The organism is Bradyrhizobium sp. A5, from assembly GCF_042076515.1.
Lineage (GTDB): Bacteria > Pseudomonadota > Alphaproteobacteria > Rhizobiales > Xanthobacteraceae > Bradyrhizobium > Bradyrhizobium cosmicum.
In genome coordinates, this window is record NZ_CP148990.1 from 485,279 (window position 1) to 509,285 (window position 24,007).

At 65.3% G+C, this 24,007-nt stretch carries 19 protein-coding genes; 10 read left to right on the forward strand and 9 right to left on the reverse strand.

Going from position 1 to position 24,007, the window contains the following annotated elements; all coding sequences use genetic code 11:
- Window positions 1-6: 6 nt before the first annotated feature.
- The 4 genes from WHZ77_RS02215 to WHZ77_RS02230 all read right to left on the reverse strand — a co-directional run bounded on the left by WHZ77_RS02215 (window position 7) and on the right by WHZ77_RS02230 (window position 4,491).
- The gene (locus WHZ77_RS02215) at window positions 7-1,356 is read right to left on the reverse strand and encodes an MATE family efflux transporter (RefSeq protein WP_375312188.1); all 1,350 of its coding nucleotides are present in this window, start codon (window positions 1,354-1,356) and stop codon (window positions 7-9) included.
- A 34-nt stretch (window positions 1,357-1,390) separates the two neighbouring features.
- A complete protein-coding gene (locus WHZ77_RS02220; RefSeq protein WP_375312189.1) occupies window positions 1,391-1,696 on the reverse strand; it encodes a DUF6460 domain-containing protein in 306 nt (101 codons plus the stop codon).
- A 75-nt stretch (window positions 1,697-1,771) separates the two neighbouring features.
- Window positions 1,772-3,457, reverse strand: coding sequence for a cisplatin damage response ATP-dependent DNA ligase (locus WHZ77_RS02225; protein ID WP_375312190.1), 1,686 nt, complete (start codon window positions 3,455-3,457; stop codon window positions 1,772-1,774).
- On the reverse strand, window positions 3,454-4,491 hold the full coding sequence (locus WHZ77_RS02230) for a ligase-associated DNA damage response exonuclease (protein ID WP_375312191.1): 1,038 nt from the start codon (window positions 4,489-4,491) through the stop codon (window positions 3,454-3,456). The genes WHZ77_RS02225 and WHZ77_RS02230 overlap by 4 nt, the downstream gene beginning before the upstream one ends.
- Window positions 4,492-4,556: 65 nt before the next feature.
- On the opposite strand from WHZ77_RS02230, the gene WHZ77_RS02235 reads away from it, so the two are divergent.
- The 5 genes from WHZ77_RS02235 (at window position 4,557) to WHZ77_RS02255 (ending at window position 10,801) form a co-directional block, all read left to right on the forward strand.
- The gene (locus tag WHZ77_RS02235; protein ID WP_375312192.1) at window positions 4,557-5,483 is read left to right on the forward strand and encodes a methyltransferase domain-containing protein; all 927 of its coding nucleotides are present in this window, start codon (window positions 4,557-4,559) and stop codon (window positions 5,481-5,483) included.
- A 117-nt stretch (window positions 5,484-5,600) separates the two neighbouring features.
- Complete coding sequence (locus WHZ77_RS02240) at window positions 5,601-6,830, forward strand: ABC transporter substrate-binding protein (RefSeq protein WP_143842926.1); 1,230 nt, start codon at window positions 5,601-5,603, stop codon at window positions 6,828-6,830.
- 120 nt (window positions 6,831-6,950) lie between these two features.
- On the forward strand, window positions 6,951-9,527 hold the full coding sequence (locus WHZ77_RS02245) for a ligase-associated DNA damage response DEXH box helicase (RefSeq protein ID WP_375312193.1): 2,577 nt from the start codon (window positions 6,951-6,953) through the stop codon (window positions 9,525-9,527).
- 52 nt (window positions 9,528-9,579) lie between these two features.
- A complete protein-coding gene (gene pdeM, locus WHZ77_RS02250) occupies window positions 9,580-10,251 on the forward strand; it encodes a ligase-associated DNA damage response endonuclease PdeM (RefSeq protein ID WP_375312194.1) in 672 nt (223 codons plus the stop codon).
- Between the two features lie 118 nt (window positions 10,252-10,369).
- Window positions 10,370-10,801 (forward strand): hypothetical protein, encoded by a 432-nt coding sequence (locus WHZ77_RS02255; RefSeq protein ID WP_151645098.1) that lies wholly within the window; start codon window positions 10,370-10,372, stop codon window positions 10,799-10,801.
- Between the two features lie 35 nt (window positions 10,802-10,836).
- Here WHZ77_RS02255 and WHZ77_RS02260 read toward each other — a convergent pair whose 3' ends face one another.
- Together WHZ77_RS02260 and pyrE are read right to left on the reverse strand one after the other, a co-directional pair.
- The gene (locus WHZ77_RS02260; protein WP_375312195.1) at window positions 10,837-11,616 is read right to left on the reverse strand and encodes a DUF2865 domain-containing protein; all 780 of its coding nucleotides are present in this window, start codon (window positions 11,614-11,616) and stop codon (window positions 10,837-10,839) included.
- Between the two features lie 258 nt (window positions 11,617-11,874).
- Window positions 11,875-12,438, reverse strand: coding sequence for an orotate phosphoribosyltransferase (pyrE, locus tag WHZ77_RS02265; RefSeq protein WP_375312196.1), 564 nt, complete (start codon window positions 12,436-12,438; stop codon window positions 11,875-11,877).
- A gap of 185 nt (window positions 12,439-12,623) precedes the next feature.
- Here pyrE and WHZ77_RS02270 point away from each other — a divergent pair, with 185 nt between their 5' ends.
- A complete protein-coding gene (locus WHZ77_RS02270; protein ID WP_375312197.1) occupies window positions 12,624-13,250 on the forward strand; it encodes a glutathione S-transferase family protein in 627 nt (208 codons plus the stop codon).
- 141 nt (window positions 13,251-13,391) lie between these two features.
- Here the strand turns inward: WHZ77_RS02270 and WHZ77_RS02275 are convergent, their stop codons facing one another.
- Both WHZ77_RS02275 and polA read right to left on the reverse strand, forming a co-directional pair.
- Window positions 13,392-14,027 carry a LysE family translocator gene (locus WHZ77_RS02275; RefSeq protein ID WP_375312198.1) on the reverse strand — a complete coding sequence of 212 codons (636 nt, stop codon included), beginning with the start codon at window positions 14,025-14,027 and terminating at the stop codon, window positions 13,392-13,394.
- Window positions 14,028-14,173: 146 nt separating this feature from the next.
- Entirely contained in the window at window positions 14,174-17,215 is a 3,042-nt protein-coding gene (gene polA, locus WHZ77_RS02280) for a DNA polymerase I (RefSeq protein WP_375312199.1), read from the reverse strand.
- A gap of 145 nt (window positions 17,216-17,360) precedes the next feature.
- On the opposite strand from polA, the gene WHZ77_RS02285 reads away from it, so the two are divergent.
- Window positions 17,361-17,954: a hypothetical protein gene (locus WHZ77_RS02285; RefSeq protein ID WP_375312200.1), complete on the forward strand. Its 594-nt coding sequence runs from the start codon at window positions 17,361-17,363 to the stop codon at window positions 17,952-17,954.
- A gap of 46 nt (window positions 17,955-18,000) precedes the next feature.
- On the opposite strand, the gene WHZ77_RS02290 is transcribed toward WHZ77_RS02285, so the two are convergent.
- On the reverse strand, window positions 18,001-19,068 hold the full coding sequence (locus WHZ77_RS02290) for an acyltransferase family protein (protein ID WP_375312201.1): 1,068 nt from the start codon (window positions 19,066-19,068) through the stop codon (window positions 18,001-18,003).
- Window positions 19,069-19,261: 193 nt separating this feature from the next.
- Here WHZ77_RS02290 and WHZ77_RS02295 point away from each other — a divergent pair, with 193 nt between their 5' ends.
- From WHZ77_RS02295 to WHZ77_RS02305, 3 genes are all read left to right on the forward strand, one after another.
- Window positions 19,262-20,578, forward strand: coding sequence for a UDP-glucose dehydrogenase family protein (locus WHZ77_RS02295; RefSeq protein ID WP_375312202.1), 1,317 nt, complete (start codon window positions 19,262-19,264; stop codon window positions 20,576-20,578).
- A 142-nt stretch (window positions 20,579-20,720) separates the two neighbouring features.
- Window positions 20,721-23,195 carry an ATP-dependent helicase HrpB gene (hrpB, locus tag WHZ77_RS02300; RefSeq protein ID WP_375314882.1) on the forward strand — a complete coding sequence of 825 codons (2,475 nt, stop codon included), beginning with the start codon at window positions 20,721-20,723 and terminating at the stop codon, window positions 23,193-23,195.
- A 128-nt stretch (window positions 23,196-23,323) separates the two neighbouring features.
- Window positions 23,324-23,830 (forward strand): TIGR02281 family clan AA aspartic protease, encoded by a 507-nt coding sequence (locus WHZ77_RS02305; protein ID WP_375312203.1) that lies wholly within the window; start codon window positions 23,324-23,326, stop codon window positions 23,828-23,830.
- The last annotated feature ends 177 nt before the right edge of the window (window positions 23,831-24,007 follow it).

Sequence of the window (24,007 nt, forward strand, 5' to 3'; positions counted from 1 at the left end):
GTCCTCCTATGCCTCTACCTGCAAGCGGGGCGAGGGAGGGGCGAACGTCGCCCTGAACTGCGCCGGATAGCGGGCCGCCTGCAAGCCGCCGCGCGCGACGTAGGACGCGATCAACGCCCACCACAGCCCGGCATTGCCGAACGATTGCAGCGCCCACCAGGTGGCCAGGAAGATTGCGAGCGCGGCCAGCATCAGATTTCGCATCTCGCGCGCCCAGGTCGCGCCGATATAGATGCCATCGAAGCCGAAGGCGAAAACGCCGGGCAGGGGCGCGAATACGACGAACGGCAGGAACTCGCGCGCAGCTCGCCGGACGGCTTCGCTCGCCGTCATGAAATCGATCAGGGCCGGCCCGAACAGGGCGAACAGCGCCGCGACCACCAGCGCGAAGCCGAGTCCCCACAGCAGCACGAGCCGGGTCGAATCCGCGAAGCCCCTGGCATCGCGCGCGCCAAAAGTTCGGCCGCAAAGCTGCTGGGCTGCGTTGGCAAGGCCGTCGAGGAAGAAGGCGCTGACCAGCAGGAAATTGTTGAGCACGGAGTTTGCGGCCAGCGTGACGTCGCCGGCGCGGGCCCCCTTGGCGGTGAAGAACAGGAAGACGGCGATCAGCGCCGCGGTGCGGATCAAGATGTCGGAGTTCACCGACAGCAGCCGCATCAGCTTGTCCCGGTCGAACAGCGTCGCGCGAGGAATGGCAAGCCCGCCATCCGCAAAGTGCCGGCACACGATCACACCGAGCATGAAACCGATCGTCTCCGATAGCAGCGCGGCGACTGCCGCACCTGCGATGCCGGTGTCGTAGACCAGCACCAGCAGAATCGTCGCCACCATGTTGACGAGGTTGATGGCGACCTGGAGCAACAGCGCCGGATTGGCGCGGGCCTGGCCGATCAGCCAGCCGAGTATGACGTAGTTGGCGAGGGCGAGTGGCGCCGACCAGATCCGGATCATGAAATAGGACTTGGCGGCGCGCGTGACGCCTTCGCTGCCGCCCATCAGGTCGAACAGCGCGGTGGCGAGCGGCAGTTGCAATACGATCAACGCAGCGCCAATCAGGCCGGCGACGATGAAGCCGCGCATCAGGATCGCGGTCAGCTCGCGGGTCTCGCCGGCACCCAGCGCCTGCGCGGTGAAGGCGAGCGTGCTCATGCGCAGGAAACCGAACAGCCAGAACAGGCAGTCGAAGATCACCGACGCCATCGCGACGCCGCCGAGCAGCGCGGCATCGTCCAGCCTTCCGATCGCGGTGGTCGAGACCACGCCGATCAGCGGCGTGGTCAGGTTCGCGACCATCGCGGGACCGGCGATGGCGAAGACCTGGCGTGAGCCGACCCTGGGATGAACGGGCGCGTGCATCAGTTGCGTCTACCGACCCATCGCCCGGTCGGGCTTACCGGCCGCGCGGTGCGCCGAACACGCGCATCAGCAGCCAGACCGGGATCACGATGACGGCGCCGAGCAGGAAGTAGCGCCACAGCCAGTTCACCGTGTCGAAGCCGAGATCCCACAGGCGCTGGAACAGCAGGCGGATGCTGGAGAGGATGTTCCAGGGATCGAAGCCGATCGCGGCGAGCACGACGCCGACCAGGATCGAGAGCAGGACCAGGCGAAACGCGACCGCCAGCGGCGAGCCGCCGAGAAAGCGGTTCAGCCCATCGCTGCGGCCGGCCGGCAAATCTCTGACGTCTTGGACCATCTCAAAAAACTCCTCGCGGGGATTCGACCCCATTATAGGGCACGGCGGGGCACATGGGGAACCCGCATTCCCTCTTCAATGGCTGTCGGCAGATGCCGCAACCTTAATTGTTGGAAGGGATTCGTCCGTCTTCAGCATCTTTTCCAGCGTTTCCAGCCGGTCCGCCTCGCGCGGCGGCTTGTCCCAGCGCAGGCGGCTGATGCGGGGAAAGCGCATGGCGACGCCGGATTTGTGCCGCGGCGACCGCTGCAGGCCTTCGAAGGCGACCTCCAGCACCAGCCCTTTGTCGCCCTCGTGCACGACATGGCGGACGGGGCCGAATTTTTCGGTGGTGTTGCGGCGGACGAAGCGGTCGATCTGCAACAGCTCTTCGTCGGTGAAGCCGAAATAGGCCTTTCCAACCGGCACCAGCTCCTCGCCGACCTCGGTCTCGGTCCAAACACCGAAGGTGTAATCGGAATAATAGGACGAGCGCTTGCCGTGGCCGCGCTGCGCATACATCAGGACGGCATCGATGATGTGCGGATCGCGCTTCCACTTCCACCATTGCCCCTTCGGCCGCCCGGGCAGGTACGGCGCATCACGCCGTTTCAGCATCACGCCCTCGACGGCGTCGGCATCCTCGCCCGCGCCTGCACTCGCGGGGTCGGCGCGCGCGGCAGTCAATGCGTCCCAGCTTGCGAAGGGGACGGTGGGAGACAGATCAATGCGGGGATCCCCAAGCTTCGCGACGAACGTCTCCAGCCGTTCACGCCGCCCCGCGAAAGACAGCTCGCGCAGATCGTTCTCGTCGTCGCCGAGCAGATCGTAGGCGCGCAGGTGAATCGGAAACTCCTTGATCAGCTTCGGCGAGACGAGCTTGCGGTTGAGCCGCTGCTGCAGGACGTTGAAGCTCTGCACGCGGCCTTCGCGCAGGATCAGCAGTTCGCCGTCGATCGCGCCTGCCAGTCGCAGCGACGGCACGAGGTCCGGAAAGCTTCCCGTGATGTCCTCGCCGGTGCGCGAATAGAGCCGCGCCGTGATTTGGCCGCGCTCGTCGCGGCCAGCCACCGCCTGCACGCGGATGCCGTCCCATTTCCATTCGGCGATGTAGTCGGCGGGATCGAGGCTCGCGAAATCACTGTCCTCGATCGCATGCGCCAGCATCACCGGCCGGAACGGCGCAGGATCGCGATTGATCGGCTTTTCGGCGCGGCCCTCCAGCCAGGCGAACAGGTCGAGATAGGGGGCGCTGAGGCCCGGCCAGATCAGCTCGACCTCGTGTGGATCCTTGTCGCCGAGTGCTGCGGCCGCGGTCTTCGCCAGCCGAGCGGAAATGCCGATGCGCAATGCCCCGGTGACGAGTTTCAGCAATGCCCAGCGGCCGGTTTCGTCGAGTTCGTCGAGCCAGCGTTCGAGCTGCTTCGGCAGCTCGGTCTTGCCGAGGGTGCGCAGCGTGGTGACGACCTCGGTGAGGGTGGGGGGAGGTGGGTTGTTATGGACGCCCACCGCCGTCGGCCACATCAGCGCCACCGTCTCCGAGAGATCGCCGACATAGTCGTAACTCAATCCGAACAGCACCGGATCGGTGCGCGATGCGATCAGGTCGCGAATCAGGGCAGGCTTGGCGTGCTTGAAGCTGAGCGCGCCTGTGAGCGCCGCCAGCGCGTAGCCGCGGTCGGGATCGCCGACCTCGCGGAAATAGCCGGTGATCAGCCGCAGCTTGTTGTTGCGGCCGGGCTCGTAGGCGAGGCGGTCCAGAAGTTCGGCGAAGCGGTTCATGCGTCGGCCTCGTCGGCAAGCGGCGTCCCGCTTTCCTCCTCGTCGCCATAACCGACGAGGTCGAGCGGCTGCGCCCGCAGGCCTTGCGACTTGCACCAGTGCACCAGCGCGTCTTCCTGGCCGTGGGTGACCCAGATCTCGCCGGCGCCGGTCGCGGCGATGGTGGCGGTGAGGCCGTCCCAGTCGGCATGATCGGAGATCACCAGCGGCAGCTCGATGCCGCGCTGCCGCGCCCGGGCGCGCACCCGCATCCATCCCGATGCGAAGGCTGTGACGGGATCGGGAAAGCGGCGCGTCCAGACGTCCGATGTCGCCGAAGGCGGCGCCAGCGTGATGGTGCCGGCAAGCGCCGCCTTCTTCACGCCGATCACCGGCCTGAGCTCGCCGAGCGGAATCCCGCGGCTCTGATAGTAATGCGTGATCTTCTCCATCGCGCCATGCAGATAGACCGGCGCGTCGTAGCCGGCCTGCCGCAGCAGCGCGATCACCCGCTGCGCCTTGCCGAGCGAATAGGCGCCAACGAGATGCGCGCGCTCGGGAAACAGCGCGACGGAGGCGAGCAGCTTCTCGACCTCGTCGGCGGCATCGCCGTGCCGGAACACCGGCAGACCAAAAGTGGCCTCGGTGATGAAGACGTCGCAGGGCACCAGCTCGAACGGCGTGCAGGTCGGGTCGGGCGCATCCTTGTAGTCGCCGGAGGCGACGATGCAGGTGTCCTTGCAGGTCACCGCGATCTGCGCCGAGCCAAGCACATGACCGGCTGGATGAAATTTCACCCTGACATCGCCGAGCCGGATCTCCTCGCCGTAACCGATCGGCTGCGTCGATCCGGCAAAGTTCTCGCCGTAGCGCAGACGCATCATGTCCAGCGTCTCCTGCGTCGCCAGCACCGCGCCATGGCCAGCGCGGGCATGGTCGGAATGGCCGTGGGTGATCACGGCCCGTTCGACCGGGCGAACAGGGTCGATATGGAAGCCGCCGGGCTTGCAGCACAGGCCGGCAGCAGCTGGCAACAGGATGTCTTGCGGACGCATGCCTGTTATATAGGTTGCGACCCCGCGTCTTCGAGTCATCCGCCCGCTTCGCTTCCTGGTTCCCAATGCCCCTGCGCCTGTTCCACTCCTCCGGCGATCTCATGGCCGACCGTCGTTTCGAGTTCGCGCGCGACCTCCAGCTCAAGGGCGATCTGCCCGCCGCCGCCGACCTCATCGAGCAGGCCATCGAGCTCGCGCCGAATTTTACCTCGGCCTGGTTCACGCTCGGCGAAATCCGCGCCCAGCTCGGCGAGCGCGACAAGGCGATCGCGGCGTTTCGAAAATCGCGCGAGTCCGATCCCGACGACCAGCATGGCGCCCATTTGCATCTGATACGGCTTGGCGACGAGCAATTGTCCGAGATGCCCAGGGCCTATGTGCAGGCCCTGTTCGATCAATATGCGCCGCGCTTCGAGCATGTCCTGGTCAACGATCTCGATTATCGCGCGCCGTCGCTGATCTTCAAGGCGGTGGTGGCCGCCCGCGTCGCTGCGAAGAAGCCCGCTTTGTTCAAGCGCGCCATCGATCTCGGCTGCGGCACCGGGCTTGCGGCCGCCGCCTTCGCAAAACAAGTCGATCATTTCGTCGGCATCGATCTGTCGCCCGGCATGATCAAGCAGGCACGCGCCACCGGTCTTTATGCCGAGCTCGAAGTCGCCGACATGATCGAAGGCCTGCGCGGAAAGGACGATGCGAGCGCGAACCTCGTCGTCGCCGCGGATGCCTTCGTCTATCTTTCCGATCTCGCGCCGGTGCTGAGCGAAGCACAGCGAGTGCTCGCATCCGGTGGCGTGCTCGCCTTCACGCTGGAGACGCATGGTGGCAACGGCATCGTTCTTGGCGAAGGCCTGCGCTATGCCCATTCGGCGGAATATGCACGCGCTGCGATTGCGATGGCCGGCCTCAAGCTGTTGACACTGGAGCCGGCCTCGCCGCGCGTCGAGAACAACGAGCCGGTCAGCGGTCTCGTTGTCGTCGTCGAGAAAACTTGAGTCTAGGCGCTAAACACTCTGCAATTTGAGCGTCATTGCGCCGCAAAGCGACGACTTCCCACTTGCGAGCGGAGCTGCGATGCCAGCACAATGCGCGCACTAGGGAGAAACAAAACAATGACGAAGAATCCATCGCGGCGCGATTTCAGCGCCGGCGCGCTCGCAACCATCGCTGCATCCACATTGCCCGCGCCTTACGTCTGGGCCGCCGAGAAGAAATACGATGCGGGTGCGAGCGACACCGAGATCAAGATCGGGCAGACCGTGCCGCATTCCGGTCCCGGCTCGCTCTACGGCGTGCTTGGCCGCATCGGTGAGGCCTATTTCCAGATGCTGAACGAGAAGGGCGGCATCAACGGACGCAAGGTCAAGTTCCTCACCATGGACGACGCCTACAGCGCGCCGAAATGCGTCGAGGCGACACGGCGTCTGGTCGAGCAGGAAGAGGTGCTCGCGCTCTACGGCTCGCTCGGCACCGCGCCGCAGACCTCCGTGCACAAATACCTGAACTCCAAGGGCGTGCCGCAGCTGCTGCTCAACACCGGCGCGTCGAAGTGGAACAACCCGAAAGAGTTCAAATGGACCATGGCCGGCCTGCCGCTCTATCCGACCGAGGCGCGCATCCTGGCGCGGCACGTCGTGAGCGTGAAGCCGAACGCCAAGATCGGCATCCTCTACCAGAACGACGATTTCGGCCGCGACTTCCTCGGGCCCTTCAAAAAGGTCCTGGAAGACGCCGGTGGTACCGCCAAGGTGATCATGGAGCAGACCTATGATCTCACCGAGCCGACCGTCGATTCCCAGCTCATCAACCTCTCGAAGTCGGGCGCCGATGTCTTCTACAACATCACCACCGGCAAGGCGACGTCGCAGTCGATCCGCAAGGTCGTCGAGCTCGGCTGGAAGCCGCTGCAACTCTTGTCGGCAGGCTCCACCGGCCGCTCGATCCTCAACGCCGCGGGTCTCGAAAACGCCACCGGCATCGTCGCCATCCGCTACAACAAGGAAGTCGGCCTGCCCAAATGGGAGAAGGACCCCGACGTGATGGCGTTCGAGGAGCTGCGCAAGAAGTACACGCCGGCGATCGATCAGGACAACACGATCGCGTTCGCCGGCTACGGCCAGGCCGTGACCATGGGCGAGATCCTGCGCCGCTGCGGCGACGATCTCACCCGCGCCAACGTGCTGAAGCAGGCGTCGAACCTCAACGGCTTCCACTCGCCCTACTTCCTCGACGGCGTGAATTACAGCTACACGCCCGACGACTACACGCCGATGAAGACCCTCTTCATCTCCACCTTCACCGGCAAGGACTGGGACATCTCCGACAAGCCGATGTCGGAGTAGGACTCTCTCTGCAATCGCGAAAGCGGTAGGGTGGGCACGCTTCGCTTTGCCCACCCTACCGGAGCTTGTGAAGTAGCTGCCCCCTCGACGAACCCAGCTCCACGGCTTACCTGTGGTGCCGTGCCGCCCCGTATCCTCAAAATCCCGGCCGAGCCGGCCGCGCTGCTGCCCGACCGCTTCAGCGCGTGGTTCGCGGCCCGCGGCTGGTCGCCGCGCACGCATCAATTGGCGCTGCTGGAGAAGGCGCGTGAGGACGCTAGCGCGCTCCTGATAGCGCCGACCGGCGCCGGCAAGACGCTGGCGGGATTTCTGCCGACGCTGGTGGAGCTGAGTTCCGTCCCCCCCGCCGCGGTGAAGTCCGTGATCTCCACCGGCCGCAGCGTCCAACGCAGCGGCGGCCTCCATACCCTCTACATCTCGCCGCTGAAGGCGCTCGCCGTCGACATCGCTCGCAATCTGGAGCGGCCGGTCGCCGAGATGGGGCTGCCGATCAGGATCGAGACCCGCACCGGCGACACGCCGACGTCGCGGCGGCAGCGGCAGCGGCGCTATCCGCCGGATATCTTGCTGACCACGCCGGAGCAGCTCGCACTCTTGCTCTCTTCCGATGACGCGCCGTTCCTGTTCTCCTCGCTCAAGCGCATCGTGCTCGACGAGCTGCACGCGCTGGTGACCTCCAAGCGCGGCGATCTGCTGTCGCTCGGGCTGGCGCGGCTGTGGCGGCTGGCGCCGCAGATGCGCGCGATCGGTCTGTCGGCGACTGTGGCAGAGCCGGAATCGCTGGCGCGCTTCCTGGTGCCGCAACCGAAGGACAAGGCGGAATCGGCCGATATCGTCATCGCCGGCGGCGCCGCGCCGCCACTGGTCGAGATGCTCGACACGCGCGAGCGGCTGCCCTGGGCCGGCCACAGTGCGCGCCATGCGCTCCCCGAAATCTACCAGCTGATCAAGCAGAACAAGACCACGCTCGTCTTCGTCAACACCCGCAGCCAGGCCGAGATGCTGTTCCAGAATCTCTGGAGCATGAACGACGACAACCTTGCCATCGCGCTGCATCACGGTTCGCTCGACGTCGCCCAGCGCCGCAAGGTCGAAGACGCGATGTCGGCCGGCAAACTGCGCGGCGTGGTCTGTACCTCCTCGCTCGACCTCGGCGTCGACTGGGGTGATGTCGATCTCGTCGTCAATATCGGCGCCCCCAAGGGCTCCTCGCGCCTGATGCAGCGGATCGGCCGTGCCAATCATCGCCTCGACGAAGCCTCTCGCGCGGTGCTGGTGCCGGCGAACCGTTTCGAGGTGCTGGAGTGCCGCGTTGCCATCGACGCCATCGCCGAGAATGCGCAGGACACGCCGCCACTGCGCACTGGCGCCTTGGACGTGCTGGCCCAGCACGTCCTCGGCTGCGCTTGCGGCGAACCATTTCTGTCTGATGAGCTCTACGACGAGGTGCGCACCGCAGCGCCCTACGCGGATCTGACGCGCCAGGATTTCGACGATGTCGTCGATTTCGTCGCCTCCGGCGGCTACGCGCTGAAAACCTATGAGCGCTTCGCCCGCATCAAGCAGGACAAGCAGGGCCGCTGGCGCGTCGCCAATCCGAAAGTGCGGCAGAGCTACCGCATGAATGTCGGCACCATCGTCGAGGACGACATGCTGAAGGTGCGGCTGGTGCGTTCGCGCGGCGGCGGTCAGGGAAAAGCGGGCGGCTCGACAGGGGTGATCGCGCGCGGCGGCAGGTTGCTCGGCGAGATCGAGGAGGCCTTCATCGAGGGCTTGAGCCCGGGCGACACCTTCGTGTTCAGCGGCGAGGTCGTGCGCTACGAAACTCTGGTCGAGGATCAGGTCTACGTTTCGCGCGCGCATGACAAGGACCCGAAGGTGCCGTCCTATATGGGCGGCAAGTTCCCGCTCTCGACCTATCTCGCCGAGCGGGTGCGCCGGCTGCTGGATGACAGCCGTGCGTGGAACGGCCTGCCGGAGCAGGTGCGCGACTGGCTGTCGCTGCAAAAGGATGTGTCGCGCGTGCCGGCGGTGCGCGAGCTGCTGGTCGAAAGCTTTCCGCGCGCGGACAAGCATTACATCGTCTTCTACCCCTTCGAGGGACGCCTCGCGCACCAGACACTCGGCATGCTCTTGACGCGCCGGCTGGAGCGGGCCCGCGCGCGGCCGCTCGGCTTCGTCGCCAACGAATATGCGGTGGCGATCTGGGCGCTCGGCGACATGTCATTCATGATCCGAAACGGCAAGCTCGACCTCAACGCGCTGTTCGACCCCGACATGCTCGGCGACGACCTCGAGGCATGGCTCGCCGAGTCCGCGCTGATGAAGCGGACGTTCCGCAATTGCGCGATCATCTCCGGCCTGATTGCCCGCCGCCACACAGGCGAAGAGAAAAGCCGCCGCCAGGTGTTGTTCTCGACCGATCTCGTCTACGACGTCCTGCGCAAGCACCAGGCTGATCACGTGCTGCTCCGTGCCGCGCGCGCCGATGCGGCCACAGGTCTGCTCGATCTGCGCCGTCTCAGCGACATGCTCACCCGCATCCAGGGCCGCATCACCCACCGGGAACTCGATCGTGTCTCCCCGCTCGCCGTCCCCGTGATGCTGGAAATCGGCCGCGAGTCAGTCTATGGCGAAGCTGCAGACGAGCTCCTGGCTGAAGCCGCCGACGAGCTGGTCAAAGAGGCGATGGGATAAGAGAAGGCGGGACGTGACGGCAGGCGCGCTGGTTTCAGGGGATGTCGAGGACATGCGTGTTTCGAAAGTCACCATCAGCGATGTGACGTTCGCAGCCGATCTCTCTGGCGCATTGTTCTGGGAAGAGCAGCGCCTGCTCGTCGTCTCCGACCTGCATCTGGAGAAAGGCTCCAGCTTCGCCAAGCGCGGCGTGCTGCTGCCGCCTTACGATACGATCGCGACGCTCGGCCGTCTCGCTGCAGTCATTTCCCGCCATGATCCGCGCGTGGTCATCGCACTCGGCGACAGCTTTCACGATCGCACCGCGCATGGACGCTTGTCGGTGGGCGACTGCGACGCCGTGGCAGCGCTTCAGGCCGGCCGCGACTGGATCTGGATCTCGGGCAATCACGATCCCGAGCTGCCGCGCGATCTCGGCGGCACCGTCGCCGACGAAGTCGCGATCGGCCCGATCACCTTCCGCCATGAGCCAACCGGCGCGCGCGGCGAGATCGCCGGCCATCTGCACCCCAAAGCCCGTGTCTCCGCGCGCGGGCGGTCGATGGAGCGCCGGTGCTTCGCCAGCGATGGGATGCGCGCCGTGATGCCGGCTTTCGGCGCTTATGCCGGCGGCCTCAGCATCCGCGATGCGGCTTTCGCAAGAATCTTCCCGAAGAACGGCTTCGTCGCTCATCTGCTCGGCGACCGCCGGGTCCACGCCATTGCGGCGTCGCGCTGCTATTGAGACTTTGGTAACGCTTCGGAACAAATTAAGAACACTTTAGCAAGTCTTTGATATATCATTGTGATTCGGCGCGTTGCCGACACAATATCTAGCGTCTGTCAGACTTTGCGAGGACTACATGTCCACCATTGCCTTCGATCAATTCGCGCTCACCCGGATCGCCGATTTTGCGCGTTCGCTGTCGCGGCTGCACCAGGCGGCGCGGCGCTACGCGGTCGATGACGACCAGTTCGACCGCGAGTTCAACGCGGTGTGCCAGTCGATCTGGGGCTACACCATCGACGATGTCAGCGACGATCTGTTCTCGCCCGACGACCATCTGTTCCTCGACACGCTCGACGAAGCGCAGGCACGCATTTTCGCGGCCGAGCAGGGTTATGACCTCGTCGACGATCAGGGCATGCTGACCGACTGGTGGGGCTTCTGCTGGATGATCCTGGCCGAAAAGCGTGGCCTGCTGACGGCGGACAACCGCGCCGCCGCCCGCGCGGCGATCGAGGAGAAATACCTGGCGGCACCGAATGTGATCGGGGTGATCATCGGGAGATAGTGCCTCCGCAATGACGGCGTGATTGCAGGCGGGGCTTACTCCAATCCCGCCCGCTTCGCCGATTTCTGCGCCGTCGCCTTCGGCACCGTCACATCAGGCAGCGCCTCACGCACGATCTCGACCGACGCCGGTGCATCCGCCGCGACCGTCTCTGCCCGTACCGGAGCCACCTTCATCTCGCCAAGGCGCGCGCGAATCTGCGCGGTGAGGCCGGGATAGGAGGCGACCGGGGTGAAATCCGGCGCCTGGTCGTTGCCGACGCGGATGCCGGTATAGGCGACGAGACCGTCGGTGGTGGCGATCACGTCGCCGGCTTTCAACGAAGGGTCCAGCCCGAGATCGACCGGGGCGAGGCCGACCGGCTCGCGGCCGTTGCATGTGCAGTCCGAACGCAGCGCCTTGCGATAGGCGAACGCGTTCTCGCTGTCGGTGTAACGCTCGCCGGTCTGTGAGGCGGCGCCGTCGATCGACGAGCCGAAATAGACCTTGGTCGTGCTGGCAGGACAGAACGCCTGGCACATCTGCGCGGGCGAGGCGAGGCCGCGCATCAGCGGAAAATACTTGCCGTCGCAGCTGCGCACGCAGAAGGCCGGGCCGGAGCCGCCGGCGGCAGCCGAACGCGTCGGCGGCACGTATTGCGGGGGCGCATTCTGCTGGCCGGTGAAGGGATCGGCGTAGGAGCTCGCCTGCTGCGGCACCTCACGCTGTGGCCGCTTCTGCTGCACGCCGCCGAAGAAGAAGTCGAACAGGCCTTCGGCCGAAACCGGGGCGGGAGCCGCAAGCAGCGGGGCTGCGAGGGTGGCGGCCACAAGCATCGCGCGACGTCGCCGGCGCGCATGGGACATGACTATACGCAACGCTGACTCCACCCGACGCTACCGAACCGGCCGCGACCAGCGAGGCCTTGGCACGTGATTCACCATAAAGCGGGATGGTAAATGAGGGGTTGAGGGGGCTGAACCACAAAGCTCGTCATGGCCGGGCTTGACCCGGCCATCCACGATCCTTTGCGCGGCGAAGACGTGGATGCCCGGCTCAGGCCCGGGCATGACGGCGGAGAAAGTTTCGCCGCCTCAGGCTTTCAAGAATTCAGACGCCTTGTACAGCGAGCGGAACGGCAGGCCGGCTGCACCGAACGTGTCGGTGGCGCCTTCCTCGCGGTCGACCATGGTCAGCACCAGCACCACTTCGGCCCCGGTCTCGCGCACGGATTCCACCGCCTTCATCGCCGAGCCGCCGGTGGTGGTGACGTCCTCGACGATCACCACGCGCTTGCCGGCAAGCGTCTCGCCCCTGGGCAGCCCCTCGATCGCGAGCTTGGCGCCATGCTCCTTCGGCTTCTTGCGCACGAAGAACGCCGCGATCGGATGGCCCTTGATCCAGGAGATCTGCGCCAGCGCGCCGGCGAGCGGCACCGCGCCCATCTCGAGGCCGCCGATGAAGTCGAGCTTGTCGTCCTTCAGCGTCTCATAGGTCAACTCGGCGAGCAGGGTCGCGCCCTCCGGGTCGAGCATGGTCGGCTTGAGGTTGAAGTAGAAATCGCTCTTGCGACCTGACGCCAGCGTGACGTCACCGCGGCCGAAGGAGCGCCGGCGGATGATTTCGAACAGGCGGGCGCGGGAGGCTGATTTCGACACGGCGGTCCCTCGGGAGCGTTTTTTGAAGGTGGCGGAATTTATCCGCGACGGTCGCGACATTCCAGAGGGGACAGGTCCAGTCAACAGGGATCGGCCGACGGTCGGCCATCCCGGTCCGCCGGTTGTGGGGGGACAGCCTTCCGGAGTAGTGGAGGGCCCAATCCTATTGGGCAAGGAAACAGGGCATGACCATCGAACTCCACACCTGGAACACGCCGAACGGCCGCAAGATCTCGGTCGCGCTGGAGGAAATGGGGCTGCCCTACAAAGTGGTCCCGGTGAATATCACCAAGGGCGAGCAGATGGCGCCGGACTTCCTGAAGCTGTCCCCGAACAACAAGATTCCAGCGATCGTCGACCCCGAGGGCCCCGACGGCAAGCCCGTCAGCATCTTCGAATCCGGCGCGATCCTGCTCTATCTCGGGGAGAAGACCGGCAAATTCCTGCCGAAATCGCTCTCGGGCCGCATTCCCGTCTACGAATGGCTGATGTGGCAGATGGGTGGCTTTGGGCCGATGCCCGGCCAGGTGCATCATTTCATCGCACTCGAGAACGAGCAGGACCGCGCCTACGGCCTGAAGCGCTACATGGCCGAGACCCGCCGGCTCTACGGCGTGCTGGACCGCCGGTTGGCGGACCACGACTTTGTCGCCGGCGACCTTTCGGTCGCTGATTTCGCGATCCTTGGTTGGGCCTGGCGCCACCCTCGCCACAAGGTTGATCTGGCCGATTTCCCCAACGTCAAGCGCTGGTACAACGCCCTGATGGCGAGGCCGGCGGTGAAGCGGGGCATGGAAGCGAAGCTGGATTGAGGTTGGATGCTGTCGTCACCCGCCTTGTGCGCACTTGCACACTGGGGCGGGTGACCCAGTACTCCGTGACGCCAGTGATTGAGCCGAGAACCCGCGGGGTACTGGATGCCCCGCCTGCGCGGGGCGTGACAGCGTCCCGCCTCACACCTTCCGCGCCTCGACCGCCATCCTGATCGCAAGCCCGGCCAGGACCGTGCCCATCAGCCAGCGCTGCACCAGCATCCAGCTCGGCCGGCTCGCCAGGAACAGCGCGATCGATCCGGCCGCGAGCGCGATCATGGCGTTGACGCTGACGCTGATCGCGATCTGGATCGCTCCCAGCATCACCGACTGCGCCAGCACGCTGCCGGCTGTGGGGTCGATGAACTGTGGCAGCAGCGCCAGATACAGCATCGCGATCTTAGGATTGAGCAGGTTGGTGACGAAGCCCATCGTGAATAATTTGCGCGGGCTGTCGATCGCGAGCTGCTTCACCTGGAACGGCGAGCGTCCGCCCGGCTTCACCGCCTGCCACGCTAGCCACAGCATGTAGCCCGCGCCGGCAAAGCGCAGCGCGTCATAAGCGAAGGGGATGGCGAGCAACAGCGCCGTGATGCCGAACGCCGCGCACAGCATGTAGAACACGAAGCCCAGCGCCACCCCGCCGAGCGAGATGATGCCCGCCGCCGGCCCCTGCGTGATCGAGCGCGAGATCAGATAGATCATGTTCGGCCCGGGCGTCAGCACGAGACCGAGAGAGACGAGGGCGAAGCCGAGCAGGGCGGAGGTGTGGGGCATGAGCGAACCGGTGCGGGAGATGGTTCGATTCTAATATGCGAGGGATCGCGTCGCCATCGTGCAATTGCTCGGAGGACAATTCGAGTGGTGCGTCGAACTCGGAGTGCTCCCTCGCCCCGTTCTTACGGGGAGAAGTGAAGAAAGCCTCAATGCGCCTCGTCCCAATTATTCGCCGCGCGGGCATCGACGTGCAGCGGCACGGACAGCAGCACCGCCGGGAACGGCGCGTCCTGCATCACATGCTGCACCACCGGCAGGGTCGCCGCGACCTCGGCGTCCGGCACCTCGAAGATCAGTTCGTCGTGCACCTGGAGCAGCATCTGCGCCGAGAGCTTCTTCTCGGCGAGCGCGTCCTCCACCCGCGTCATGGCGCGGCGGATGATGTCGGCGGCGGTGCCCTGCAGCCGCGCGTTGATCGCGGCGCGCTCGTTGAAGGCGCGCACCGAGGCGTTGGAGGCCTTGATGTCGGGATAGTGCATCTTCCGGCCGAACAGCGTGGTGACGTAGCCGTGGCTCCGGCAGAAGTCGCGCGTCTCGTCCATATAGGCGCGGATGCCGGGGAAGCGCTCGAAGTACTTCTTGATGTAGGCGGATGCTTCCTCGCGCGCGATACCGAGCTGGTTGGCAAGGCCGAACGCCGAGATGCCGTAGATGATGCCGAAATTGATCGCCTTGGCGCGGCGGCGGACTTCGCTCGGCATGCCCTCGATCGGCACACCGAACATTTCGGAGGCCGTCATGGCGTGAATGTCGAGGCCGTCCTTGAACGCCTGCTTGAGCACGGGAATGTCGGCAATCTCCGCCAGCAGCCGCAACTCGATCTGCGAATAGTCGGCGGAGACCAGCTTGTGGCCGGGGCTGGCGATGAAGGCGCGGCGGATCTTGCGGCCGTCCTCGGTGCGAACCGGAATGTTCTGCAGGTTCGGCTCGTTCGACGACAGTCGGCCCGTCGTGGTCGCGGCCAGCGCGTAGGTGGTGTGCACGCGATGGGTCTGCGGATTGACGTAGGTTGGCAGCGCGTCGGTGTAGGTCGATTTCAGCTTCGAGACCTGGCGCCACTCCAGAATCTTCCTCGGGAGGTCATGGCCCTGCTCCGCGAGCTCGTCCAGCACCTGCGCGGTGGTCGACCACGCGCCGGTCTTGGTCTTGGTGCCGCCGGACAATCCCATCTTGCCGAACAGGATGTCGCCGATCTGCTTGGGGCTGCCGACATTGACCGGCTCGCCAGCGATCTCCTGGATCTCGGCTTCGACGCGGGCCGCGGTCTGGGCGAAATCGCCGGACAGCCGCGACAGCACCTGACGGTCGATCGAGATGCCGCGCCGCTCCATGCGTGCGAGCACCGACACCAGCGGCCGCTCCAGCGTCTCGTAGACCGTTGTCATGTGCTCGGCAACAAGACGCGGCTTGAGCACGCGCCAGACGCGCAGGGCCATGTCGGCGCCTTCGGCGGACAGCGGCGCGGCCTTGTCGATCGGTACCTGGTCGAAGGTGATCTTGCCCTTGCCGCTGCCGAGTAGCTCGCTCACCTTCAGCATGGCATGCCCGAACCAGCGCTCGGCGAGCGCTTCCAGCCCGTGCGAACCGCGGCCGGCATCGAGCACATAGGAGATCAATTGCGCATCGTCGGTATTGCGCAATGTGATGCCGTGTTGCGCCAGCATCACGGCGGTGAATTTGACGTCGAAGCCGATCTTGAGGATGCCTGATGCTTCCAGCACCGGCCGCAGCGCTTCGATCGCGTCGTCATGCCTGACCTGATCGGGCGCGAGACCGGCGTCGAACAGACCGGCGCCGCCGCCGGACTGCTTGTGCGCCAGCGGCAGGTAGCAGGCCTCGTTCGGCGCCAGCGCCAGCGCGATGCCGCAGAAATCGGCCTGCATCGGGTCGATGGAGTTCGCACGGATCTCGATCGCGACATGGCCGGCATCGCGGATGCGCGCGATGAAGGCGTTCAGTTCGGCGAGCGTCTTGATCGTCTGATATTTGCCGCGATCGACCGGAAGCTTGCGCAACGCTTCCTCGCGCGCCGCAGCCAGCGAGATCGGCGCGCCCTTGAGGCTCGCGGCCTTGTCGCCCTTGTCGCCGCCCTTGGCCGTTGCGGCAGGGGTTGCGAAGAGGTCGCCTGATGTTCCGGACGATGTTGTCTTGGCCGCACTGTCGCCGCCGCGCGCCTCGCTGCTGTTCGCCACGTCGGCGTCGACATTGGCTGGATCGATCTGCGAATAATCGGCGACGCGGCGCGTCAGCGTCGTGAATTCCATCGCCTTCAGGAAGGCAATCAGCTTTCGTGCGTCGGGCTCGTGAACGGCGAGATCGTCGAGCGGTACCTCCAGCTCGACCTTGTCGTCGAGCAGCACCAGCTGGCGCGAGATCCGCGCCTTCTCGGCATTCTCGATCAGAGCCTCGCGCCGCTTCGGCTGCTTGATCTCCGTGGCCCGGAACAGCAGCTGCTCGAGGTCGCCATATTCCACGATCAGCTGCGCCGCGGTCTTGATGCCGATGCCGGGCACGCCAGGCACGTTGTCGGTGGAATCGCCGGCGAGCGCCTGCACCTCGACCACCTTCTCCGGCGGCACGCCGAACTTCTCGATCACCTCGGGGATGCCGATGCGCCGATCCTTCATGGTGTCGTACATCGTGATCTTGTCGTTGACGAGCTGCATCAAATCCTTGTCGGAGGACACGATGGTCGTGGTGGCGCCGCGGTCGCTGGCCTGCCGCGCATAGGTCGCGATCAGATCGTCGGCCTCGAAGCCGCCCTGTTCCAGGCAGGGCAGGTCGAAGGCGCGCACGGCCTCGCGGATCAGCGCGAATTGCGGGATCAGATCGTCAGGCGCCGGCGGCCGGTGCGCCTTGTATTCGGGATAGATCTTGTTGCGGAAGGTGACCTCGGACTTGTCGAACACGATGGCGAGATGCGTCGGCCGATTGTCGGCAGGCATGTCGCGCAGCAGCTTCCACAGCATGTTGCAGAAGCCGAGCACGGCATTGACCTGCAAGCCGTCGGACTTGCGGTTGAGCGGCGGCAGCGCGTGATAGGCGCGGAAGATGTAGCCGGAACCGTCGACCAGGAAGATGTGGTCGCCCTTGCCGGCCGCTCTCGCTGCGACCGGTTTGGCAGCAGGCTTGTCAGCAGCGGGTTTGGTGTCGGCTTTGGCGGCGGTCTTCGGGGCGGTTTTGGGCATGGCCGCACTGTATGAATTTTTGCGCAGATTGACAGCCCGCCGTGAGAAATGTGTCACGATTTTTGCGCCCGTTCGCGGAACGCGGATTTGATTGCGTGGGCGGCCATTCCATGTCCCTGTGCCGGGCCAACCGAGAGGACAAGCCATGACTTCGCAACTCGATACGCTGATGGAGAAGCTGCGATCCGTCGAGGCCGAGATCGAGGTCGAAATGGCTAAACGGCGGGAGGAATTGCGCTTCCGGGTCGAAAACCAGAGGATCATCTTCGAGCGGGAGGTGCTGGAGGCTCAACGGGCGATCAAGACGCGGTTGTCGCGCTATCTTCTCGACGCCCATCCCCTGAGCGTACTGACAGCGCCGGTGATCTACTCGATGTTCGTTCCGATCGTGGTCCTCGATCTCACCGTGCAGCTTTATCAGTCGTTCTGCTTTCCGGTCTATGGGATTCCCAAGGTGCGGCGCCGCGACTACCTGGTGTTCGATCGCCACCATCTTGCCTATCTGAACGCGATCGAGAAGCTCAATTGCGCCTACTGCTCCTACGCCAACGGCATGGTCGCCTTTGTCCGCGAGGTGGCGGCTCGCACCGAGATCTATTGGTGCCCGATCAAACATGCCCGTCGGATGCTGGGGCCGCACCCTTACTACCAGGGCTTCGCGGATTTTGGTGATGCCGAGGGTTTTCGCGGCAAGCTTGAGGCGCTCAAGAATGGCGTGAAGATCCAGGGCGCGATCTAAGCGGGGTGCCGCTTTTCCGCCCGTCCGCGCGGATAATGTGGCGGGACTATTCCGCCGCCTGCAACATCGGTCCCGCTTTCTTCGGCGCGATCCAGAACGCAGCCGGGCGCTCGAACAGGAAACCGGCACCGAACCGCAGCGCGACCTGCCAGATCGCCAGCGCTCCGATCACGCCGACAATGGTGACGATCAGCGATACTGTGCCGATATCGGGGATGATACCCGTGCGCAGCAGCAGCGTCCGCGTCGCTGCCATCGGCAGGAAGAAGGCGAGATAGATCACGATCGAATGCTCGCCGCAGAAGCGGAAAAAATTCAACCACTGGGCGCGAGCGAGCAGCGTGCCCATGATGATGATGGCGCAGGCGCCGGCAAAGCCGAGCACGAGCGAGACGATCTTCCATTCGCTGGCCCCGGCCTCGACGAGGCCGGCATTGACCAGTGCCCATGTCGCGAGCGCGGCCAGTGCCGACGGAGGATGGCTGCGTGCGCGATCCGACAGGGCGAACACGTAAGGCGCGAACAGATAGCCCGAGTAGAAATAGACGAAGCGCGCGCAGAACTCGTCGATCGCGGTCCAGCCTGTCGAGATGCGCGCCGTCTCCAGCGCAGCGGCGATGAGCCAGATCGCCGGCGGCGGGAATCGCCGTGTCAATTTTGTGACGACGAAGAAGATTGGCAGCAGATAGATGAACCAGAGCGTGCCGAACGGCTCGATGAAGGATTCCAGATACAGCAGGCCGACGTCCCGCCAGCTTGTCTCCGCTGCGAAGGCCGGCGCCTTGAAGCCGAATTGGATTGTCACCCAGACGACATAGAAATAGGCGAAATGCACCACCTTGCGGTCAAGATAGGTTCGCCAGTCGCGATCGATCACCAAGGGCAGGAACAGGCCCGAAATCAGGAAAAAATCCGGCATCCGGAACGGCTTTGCGAAGGCCACCAAGACATGCATGAAACCGGCCTCGCCGGCGGCGAGCTCGACCCCCAGGACCGAATGCATCATCACGACCATCACGATGCAGATGCCCTTGGCGTAGTCGATCCAGTCAATACGCGCGGTAGCCGGGGCGTTGACGCCTCTGCTGGCGGCGATTGTGCCGATTGCTGCCATGGTGTCCCTTTTCGAGGCGTGCTCCGCCCGGTTCTGTGCGGGCGTGAAGCAGTGTGGGGCCTTGCGGTTTACGATTTCTTTACCGGTACAATTCGCATGCCGGTTTTTGTGTGCCGACTGTTCCCTCAGGCCGGGAAAGTGCTAAACCGCCCCGCATTGGGGTTTCGTTAACCAAGCCAAGACAGGGTTTTTCATGCGCATCGCGATGATCGGAACGGGCTATGTGGGACTGGTGTCCGGAGCCTGCTTTGCGGATTTCGGTCACGACGTCACCTGCGTCGACAAGGACGAGAAGAAGATCGCTGCGCTTCATCGCGGCGAGATCCCGATCTACGAGCCCGGCCTCGACGAACTGGTCGCGACCAACGTCAAGGCCAAGCGTCTGGACTTCACCACCGACCTGTCGAAGCCGGTGGCGGATGCCGACGCGGTGTTCATCGCGGTCGGTACGCCCTCGCGCCGCGGCGATGGTCACGCCGATCTGTCCTATGTCTACGCCGCCGCGAAAGAGATCGCGCAGTCGCTGTCCGGATTCACCGTGGTGGTGACGAAGTCGACCGTGCCGGTCGGCACCGGTGACGAGGTCGAGCGCATCATCCGCGAGACCAATCCCAAGGCCGACGTCGTCGTCGCCTCGAACCCTGAGTTCCTGCGCGAAGGCGCTGCGATCCGCGACTTCAAGTTTCCCGACCGCGTCGTGGTCGGCACCTCCGATGAGCGCGGCCGCAAGGTGATGGGCGACATCTACCGTCCGCTGTCGCTGAATCAGGCGCCGCTGATGTTCACGGAACGGCGCACCGCCGAGATGATCAAATACGCCGCGAACGCGTTCCTCGCGACCAAGATCACCTTCATCAACGAGATCGCGGACCTCTCCGAGAAAGTCGGCGCCAACGTCCAGGAGGTCGCGCGCGGCATTGGCCTGGACAACCGCATCGGCACCAAGTTCCTGCACGCGGGTCCCGGCTTCGGCGGCTCGTGCTTCCCGAAGGACACCAAGGCGCTGATCAAGATCGCGCAGGACTACGACGTCTCCTTGCGCATCGTCGAATCCGTGCTGGCGGTCAACGAGAACCGCAAGCGCGCGATGGCGCGCAAGGTCAGCCAGGCGCTCGGCGGCTCGCTGCGCGGCAAGACCGTCGCCGTGCTCGGCCTCACCTTCAAGCCCGACACCGACGACATGCGCGACGCGCCGTCGATCCCGCTCGTCACCGGCCTGATCGACATGGGCGCGAAGGTGAGGGCGTTCGACCCCGTCGGCATGGAGCAGGCCAAGGGTGAACTCCCCAACATCACCTATTGTGAGGATGCCTATTCCTGCGCGCAAGGCGCCGACGCGCTCGTCGTCGTCACCGAATGGGTGCAGTTCCGCGGCCTCGATCTGGACCGGCTGAAGGCGACCATGGCTCAACCCGTCGTCGTCGACCTCCGCAACATCTATAGCCCCGAAGACATGCGTGCGGCCGGCTTCACCTACGAAAGCGTCGGCCGCCCGTCGGCGCAGGGCTGATCGCGACATATGATTGTCATCCCCCGCGAAGGCGGGGTATCCAGTAATCCCGATCTTCGTGAGGATTGGGACCTCTGTTTACTGGATCACCCGCCCCAGTGCGCAATTGCGCACAAAGCGGGTGATGACGGGACCCAAATACTTGCCCCGCAGCTTCGACACGCCCCTCCCAATCGATGCCGTGCTCGACGACCTCTCGCGCACGCTGGAGGCGCATAACGCCGCCGTGCTTGTAGCCCCTCCGGGCGCGGGCAAAACCACCCGTGTGCCGCTGGCGCTGCTCGATGCGCCCTGGGCCAGGGGCAAGAAGATCATCGTCCTGGAGCCGCGCCGTATCGCTGCGCGCGCCAGCGCCGATCGCATGGCCAAGTCGCTTCATGAACGCGCCGGCGAAACCGTCGGTTACCGCGTCCGCTTCGGCTCGAAAATCTCGCGCGCGACCCGCATCGAGGTGGTGACCGAGGGCATCTTCACCCGCCAGATTCTCGACGATCCCGAACTCTCGGGCATTGCCGCAATCCTGTTCGACGAATTCCACGAGCGCTCGCTCGATGCCGATATGGGCCTCGCGCTGGCACGCGATGCCCAAACCGGCCTGCGCGAGGATCTGCGCATCCTGGTGATGTCGGCGACGCTCGACGGCGTGCGCGTCGCAAAGCTGCTGGGCGACGCGCCTGTCGTCGAGAGTGAAGGCCGCGCTTTTCCGGTCGAGACGCGCTATCTCGGCCGCAAGGCCGATGCGCCGATCGAGCGGCAGATGGCGGATGCGATCGCCTCGGCTCTGCGCGCCGATGGCGGCTCCGTGCTGGCGTTCCTGCCGGGCGCCGCCGAAATCCGCCGCACCCAGAATTTTCTGGCCGAGCGCGTTCAGGATGCCAGCATCGAGATTGTGCCGCTGTTTGGGGCGCTCGACGCCGCTGTGCAGGACCGCGCTATCTCACCTCCGCCGAGGGGCACGCGCAAGGTGGTGCTGGCGACCTCGATCGCGGAAACCTCACTTACCATCGAAGGCGTCCGCATCGTGGTCGATTCCGGTCTCGCCCGTGTGCCGCGCTACGAACCGGATATCGGCCTGACCCGGCTCGAGACTGTACGCGTTTCGCGCGCAGCGGCGGATCAGCGCCGCGGGCGTGCCGGCCGTACCGAGCCGGGCATCTGCTACAGGCTCTGGGACGAGCCGCAGACCGCCTCGCTCGCGCCCTACACCCAACCGGAAATCCTCAGCGCCGACCTGTCCTCGCTGGTGCTCGATCTCGCGCAATGGGGAGTCTCCGATCCTGCCGCGCTGTCGTTCCTTGATCCGCCGCCGCAACCGGCCTGGAAGGAGGCGAAAAGCCTGCTTTCCGAGCTCAACGCGCTCGACGGCGATGGCCGCATCACCGCAGAAGGCAAGAGCCTGCGCGCGCTGGCGTTGCCGCCACGGCTGGCGCGCATGATCGTGGATTCACATCGCGCAGGCGAGGGCGAAGCCGCCGCCGAGATCGCCGCCATTCTCACCGAACGCGGGTTAGGGGGCGACAGCGCCGATCTCGAGCACCGGCGCGACCAGTTCCGCCGTGACCGTTCGCCGCGGGCCGCCAGCGCGCGCGATTTGGCCCGGCGCTGGGCCTCCCAGGTCGCGGCGTCGGAAAAAGCGGGGGCGCAGGAGGATCTCTCTACCGGCCTGATGCTCGCCTACGCCTTCCCGGATCGCGTCGCGCGCAACCGCGGCAACGGCAGTTTCGTGCTCGCCAATGGCCGCGGCGCGGCCGTCGAGCAGACCTCATCGCTCGCCCGCGCGCCCTATATCGCGATCGGCGAAATGACGGGAACGGCGGCGAGCGGCCGCATATTGCTGGCCGCGCAAATCACGCAGGACGAGATCGAGCGGCACTTCGCCGAGCATATCGAAGCCGTCGACGACATTTCCTTCGATCGTAGCGCGATGGCGCTGCGGGCGCGGCGCAAGCGGATGCTGCACGCGATCACGCTCTCCGAGGCGACGCTTGCGGTCTCGCCGTCGGAGGACACCGCGCGGATCTTTGCCGACGGTCTGATCGCAGCGGGCCTCGATCGGTTGCCCTGGTCGAAGGCTGCAAAACAATGGCGAGATCGCGTCATGTTCCTGCGCAAAGCCGAGGGCGACAGCTGGCCTGACCTGTCGGACGTCGGGCTGATCGCGCGGCGTGACGATTGGCTGGTGCCGGCGCTCTACGACAAGATCGCGCTTAAGGACATCTCGGCCGGAGATCTCTCAGATGCGCTGATGACGCTGGTACCCTGGGAGATGCGCGCGCGGCTCGACCGCGAGGCGCCGACGCATTTCGAGGCGCCGACCGGCACCGTGCTTGCGATCGACTACGAGGCCGAGCAGGGGCCGACTATCGCGGTGCGGCTGCAGGAATTGTTCGGCCTCAACACCCATCCGTCGATCGCCGCCGGCAAGGTGCCGCTGGTGCTGGAATTGCTGTCGCCGGCGCAGCGCCCGGTGCAGGTGACGCGCGATCTCCCCGGTTTCTGGCGCGGCAGTTACGCCGCCGTCCGCTCCGACCTGCGTGGCCGCTATCCGCGCCATCCCTGGCCGGAGGATCCGGCAAGTGCGCTGCCGACCCGGCGGGTGAAGCCGCGCGGGACGTGAGAAGCCACGAACGCGCATTAACCGTTCGCTCATCCTTTTCGTCAAAATGACACCGGCCATGCCGCGGCGTCGCTCGCGGACCGGCGCGGAGCGTGGTGAAATCGGGCTTTCGGCTCGGAAGTGGTGTGATGCGTAACATTATGATCATCGCGGCCGTTCTGATCGGTCTCGGCACGTACATGGCGCAGATGGCGGACAGGATGAGTTCCGCCTCCGCGACGTCAGCACCGCGGACGACGGTCGCCGTCGCGGCCACGGCCGGTGGCCGCAGCCTCAATATCCCCCGCGACGGTCGCGGTCATTTCCAGACCGAAGGCCGGATCGACGGCCAGCGCATCGGCTTCATGATCGACACCGGCGCTTCCGTGGTGGCGCTGAACGAGACCTCCGCCGCCCGCTTCGGCCTGCGGCCCTCGCGCGGCGAGTACAACGCCACCGTCTCCACCGCCAACGGCACCATCAAGGCCGCCCGCACCCGCATCGCCATGCTTGACGTCGGCGGCCTGATCGTGCGCGACGTCGACGCCATGGTGCTGCCCGACGAGGCGCTCTCCGAGAACCTGCTCGGCCTGTCCTTCCTGTCACGCCTCAAGCGCTTCGAATACGCCAACGGCCAGATGGTGCTGGAGCAGTAGGGGTCTCCAGAGGCTCCTGCGACCGTATATTTCAAAAACGCCTCTGTTTTGACTGCTCCCGCGGTCAGATCTCCCCCGTTACCAAACTGCCGCAATTATCATCCATAAGCTGCCATTCCCGCCTTCCGCTGCGGCCCGGCATTCGCTAAGGCTGCACCAATTCCCGCCATTTTCACG

Coding starts and splice junctions, on each gene's coding strand:
- WHZ77_RS02215 (WP_375312188.1), bottom strand. CDS start 1,356: ATGCACGCGCCCGTTCATCCCAGGGTCGGCTCACGCCAGGTCTTCGCC.
- WHZ77_RS02220 (WP_375312189.1), bottom strand. CDS start 1,696: ATGGTCCAAGACGTCAGAGATTTGCCGGCCGGCCGCAGCGATGGGCTG.
- WHZ77_RS02225 (WP_375312190.1), bottom strand. CDS start 3,457: ATGAACCGCTTCGCCGAACTTCTGGACCGCCTCGCCTACGAGCCCGGC.
- WHZ77_RS02230 (WP_375312191.1), bottom strand. CDS start 4,491: ATGCGTCCGCAAGACATCCTGTTGCCAGCTGCTGCCGGCCTGTGCTGC.
- WHZ77_RS02235 (WP_375312192.1), top strand. CDS start 4,557: ATGCCCCTGCGCCTGTTCCACTCCTCCGGCGATCTCATGGCCGACCGT.
- WHZ77_RS02240 (WP_143842926.1), top strand. CDS start 5,601: ATGACGAAGAATCCATCGCGGCGCGATTTCAGCGCCGGCGCGCTCGCA.
- pdeM (WP_375312194.1), top strand. CDS start 9,580: ATGCGTGTTTCGAAAGTCACCATCAGCGATGTGACGTTCGCAGCCGAT.
- WHZ77_RS02255 (WP_151645098.1), top strand. CDS start 10,370: ATGTCCACCATTGCCTTCGATCAATTCGCGCTCACCCGGATCGCCGAT.
- WHZ77_RS02260 (WP_375312195.1), bottom strand. CDS start 11,616: ATGCTTGTGGCCGCCACCCTCGCAGCCCCGCTGCTTGCGGCTCCCGCC.
- WHZ77_RS02270 (WP_375312197.1), top strand. CDS start 12,624: ATGACCATCGAACTCCACACCTGGAACACGCCGAACGGCCGCAAGATC.
- WHZ77_RS02275 (WP_375312198.1), bottom strand. CDS start 14,027: ATGCCCCACACCTCCGCCCTGCTCGGCTTCGCCCTCGTCTCTCTCGGT.
- polA (WP_375312199.1), bottom strand. CDS start 17,215: ATGCCCAAAACCGCCCCGAAGACCGCCGCCAAAGCCGACACCAAACCC.
- WHZ77_RS02285 (WP_375312200.1), top strand. CDS start 17,361: ATGACTTCGCAACTCGATACGCTGATGGAGAAGCTGCGATCCGTCGAG.
- WHZ77_RS02290 (WP_375312201.1), bottom strand. CDS start 19,068: ATGGCAGCAATCGGCACAATCGCCGCCAGCAGAGGCGTCAACGCCCCG.
- WHZ77_RS02295 (WP_375312202.1), top strand. CDS start 19,262: ATGCGCATCGCGATGATCGGAACGGGCTATGTGGGACTGGTGTCCGGA.
- WHZ77_RS02305 (WP_375312203.1), top strand. CDS start 23,324: ATGCGTAACATTATGATCATCGCGGCCGTTCTGATCGGTCTCGGCACG.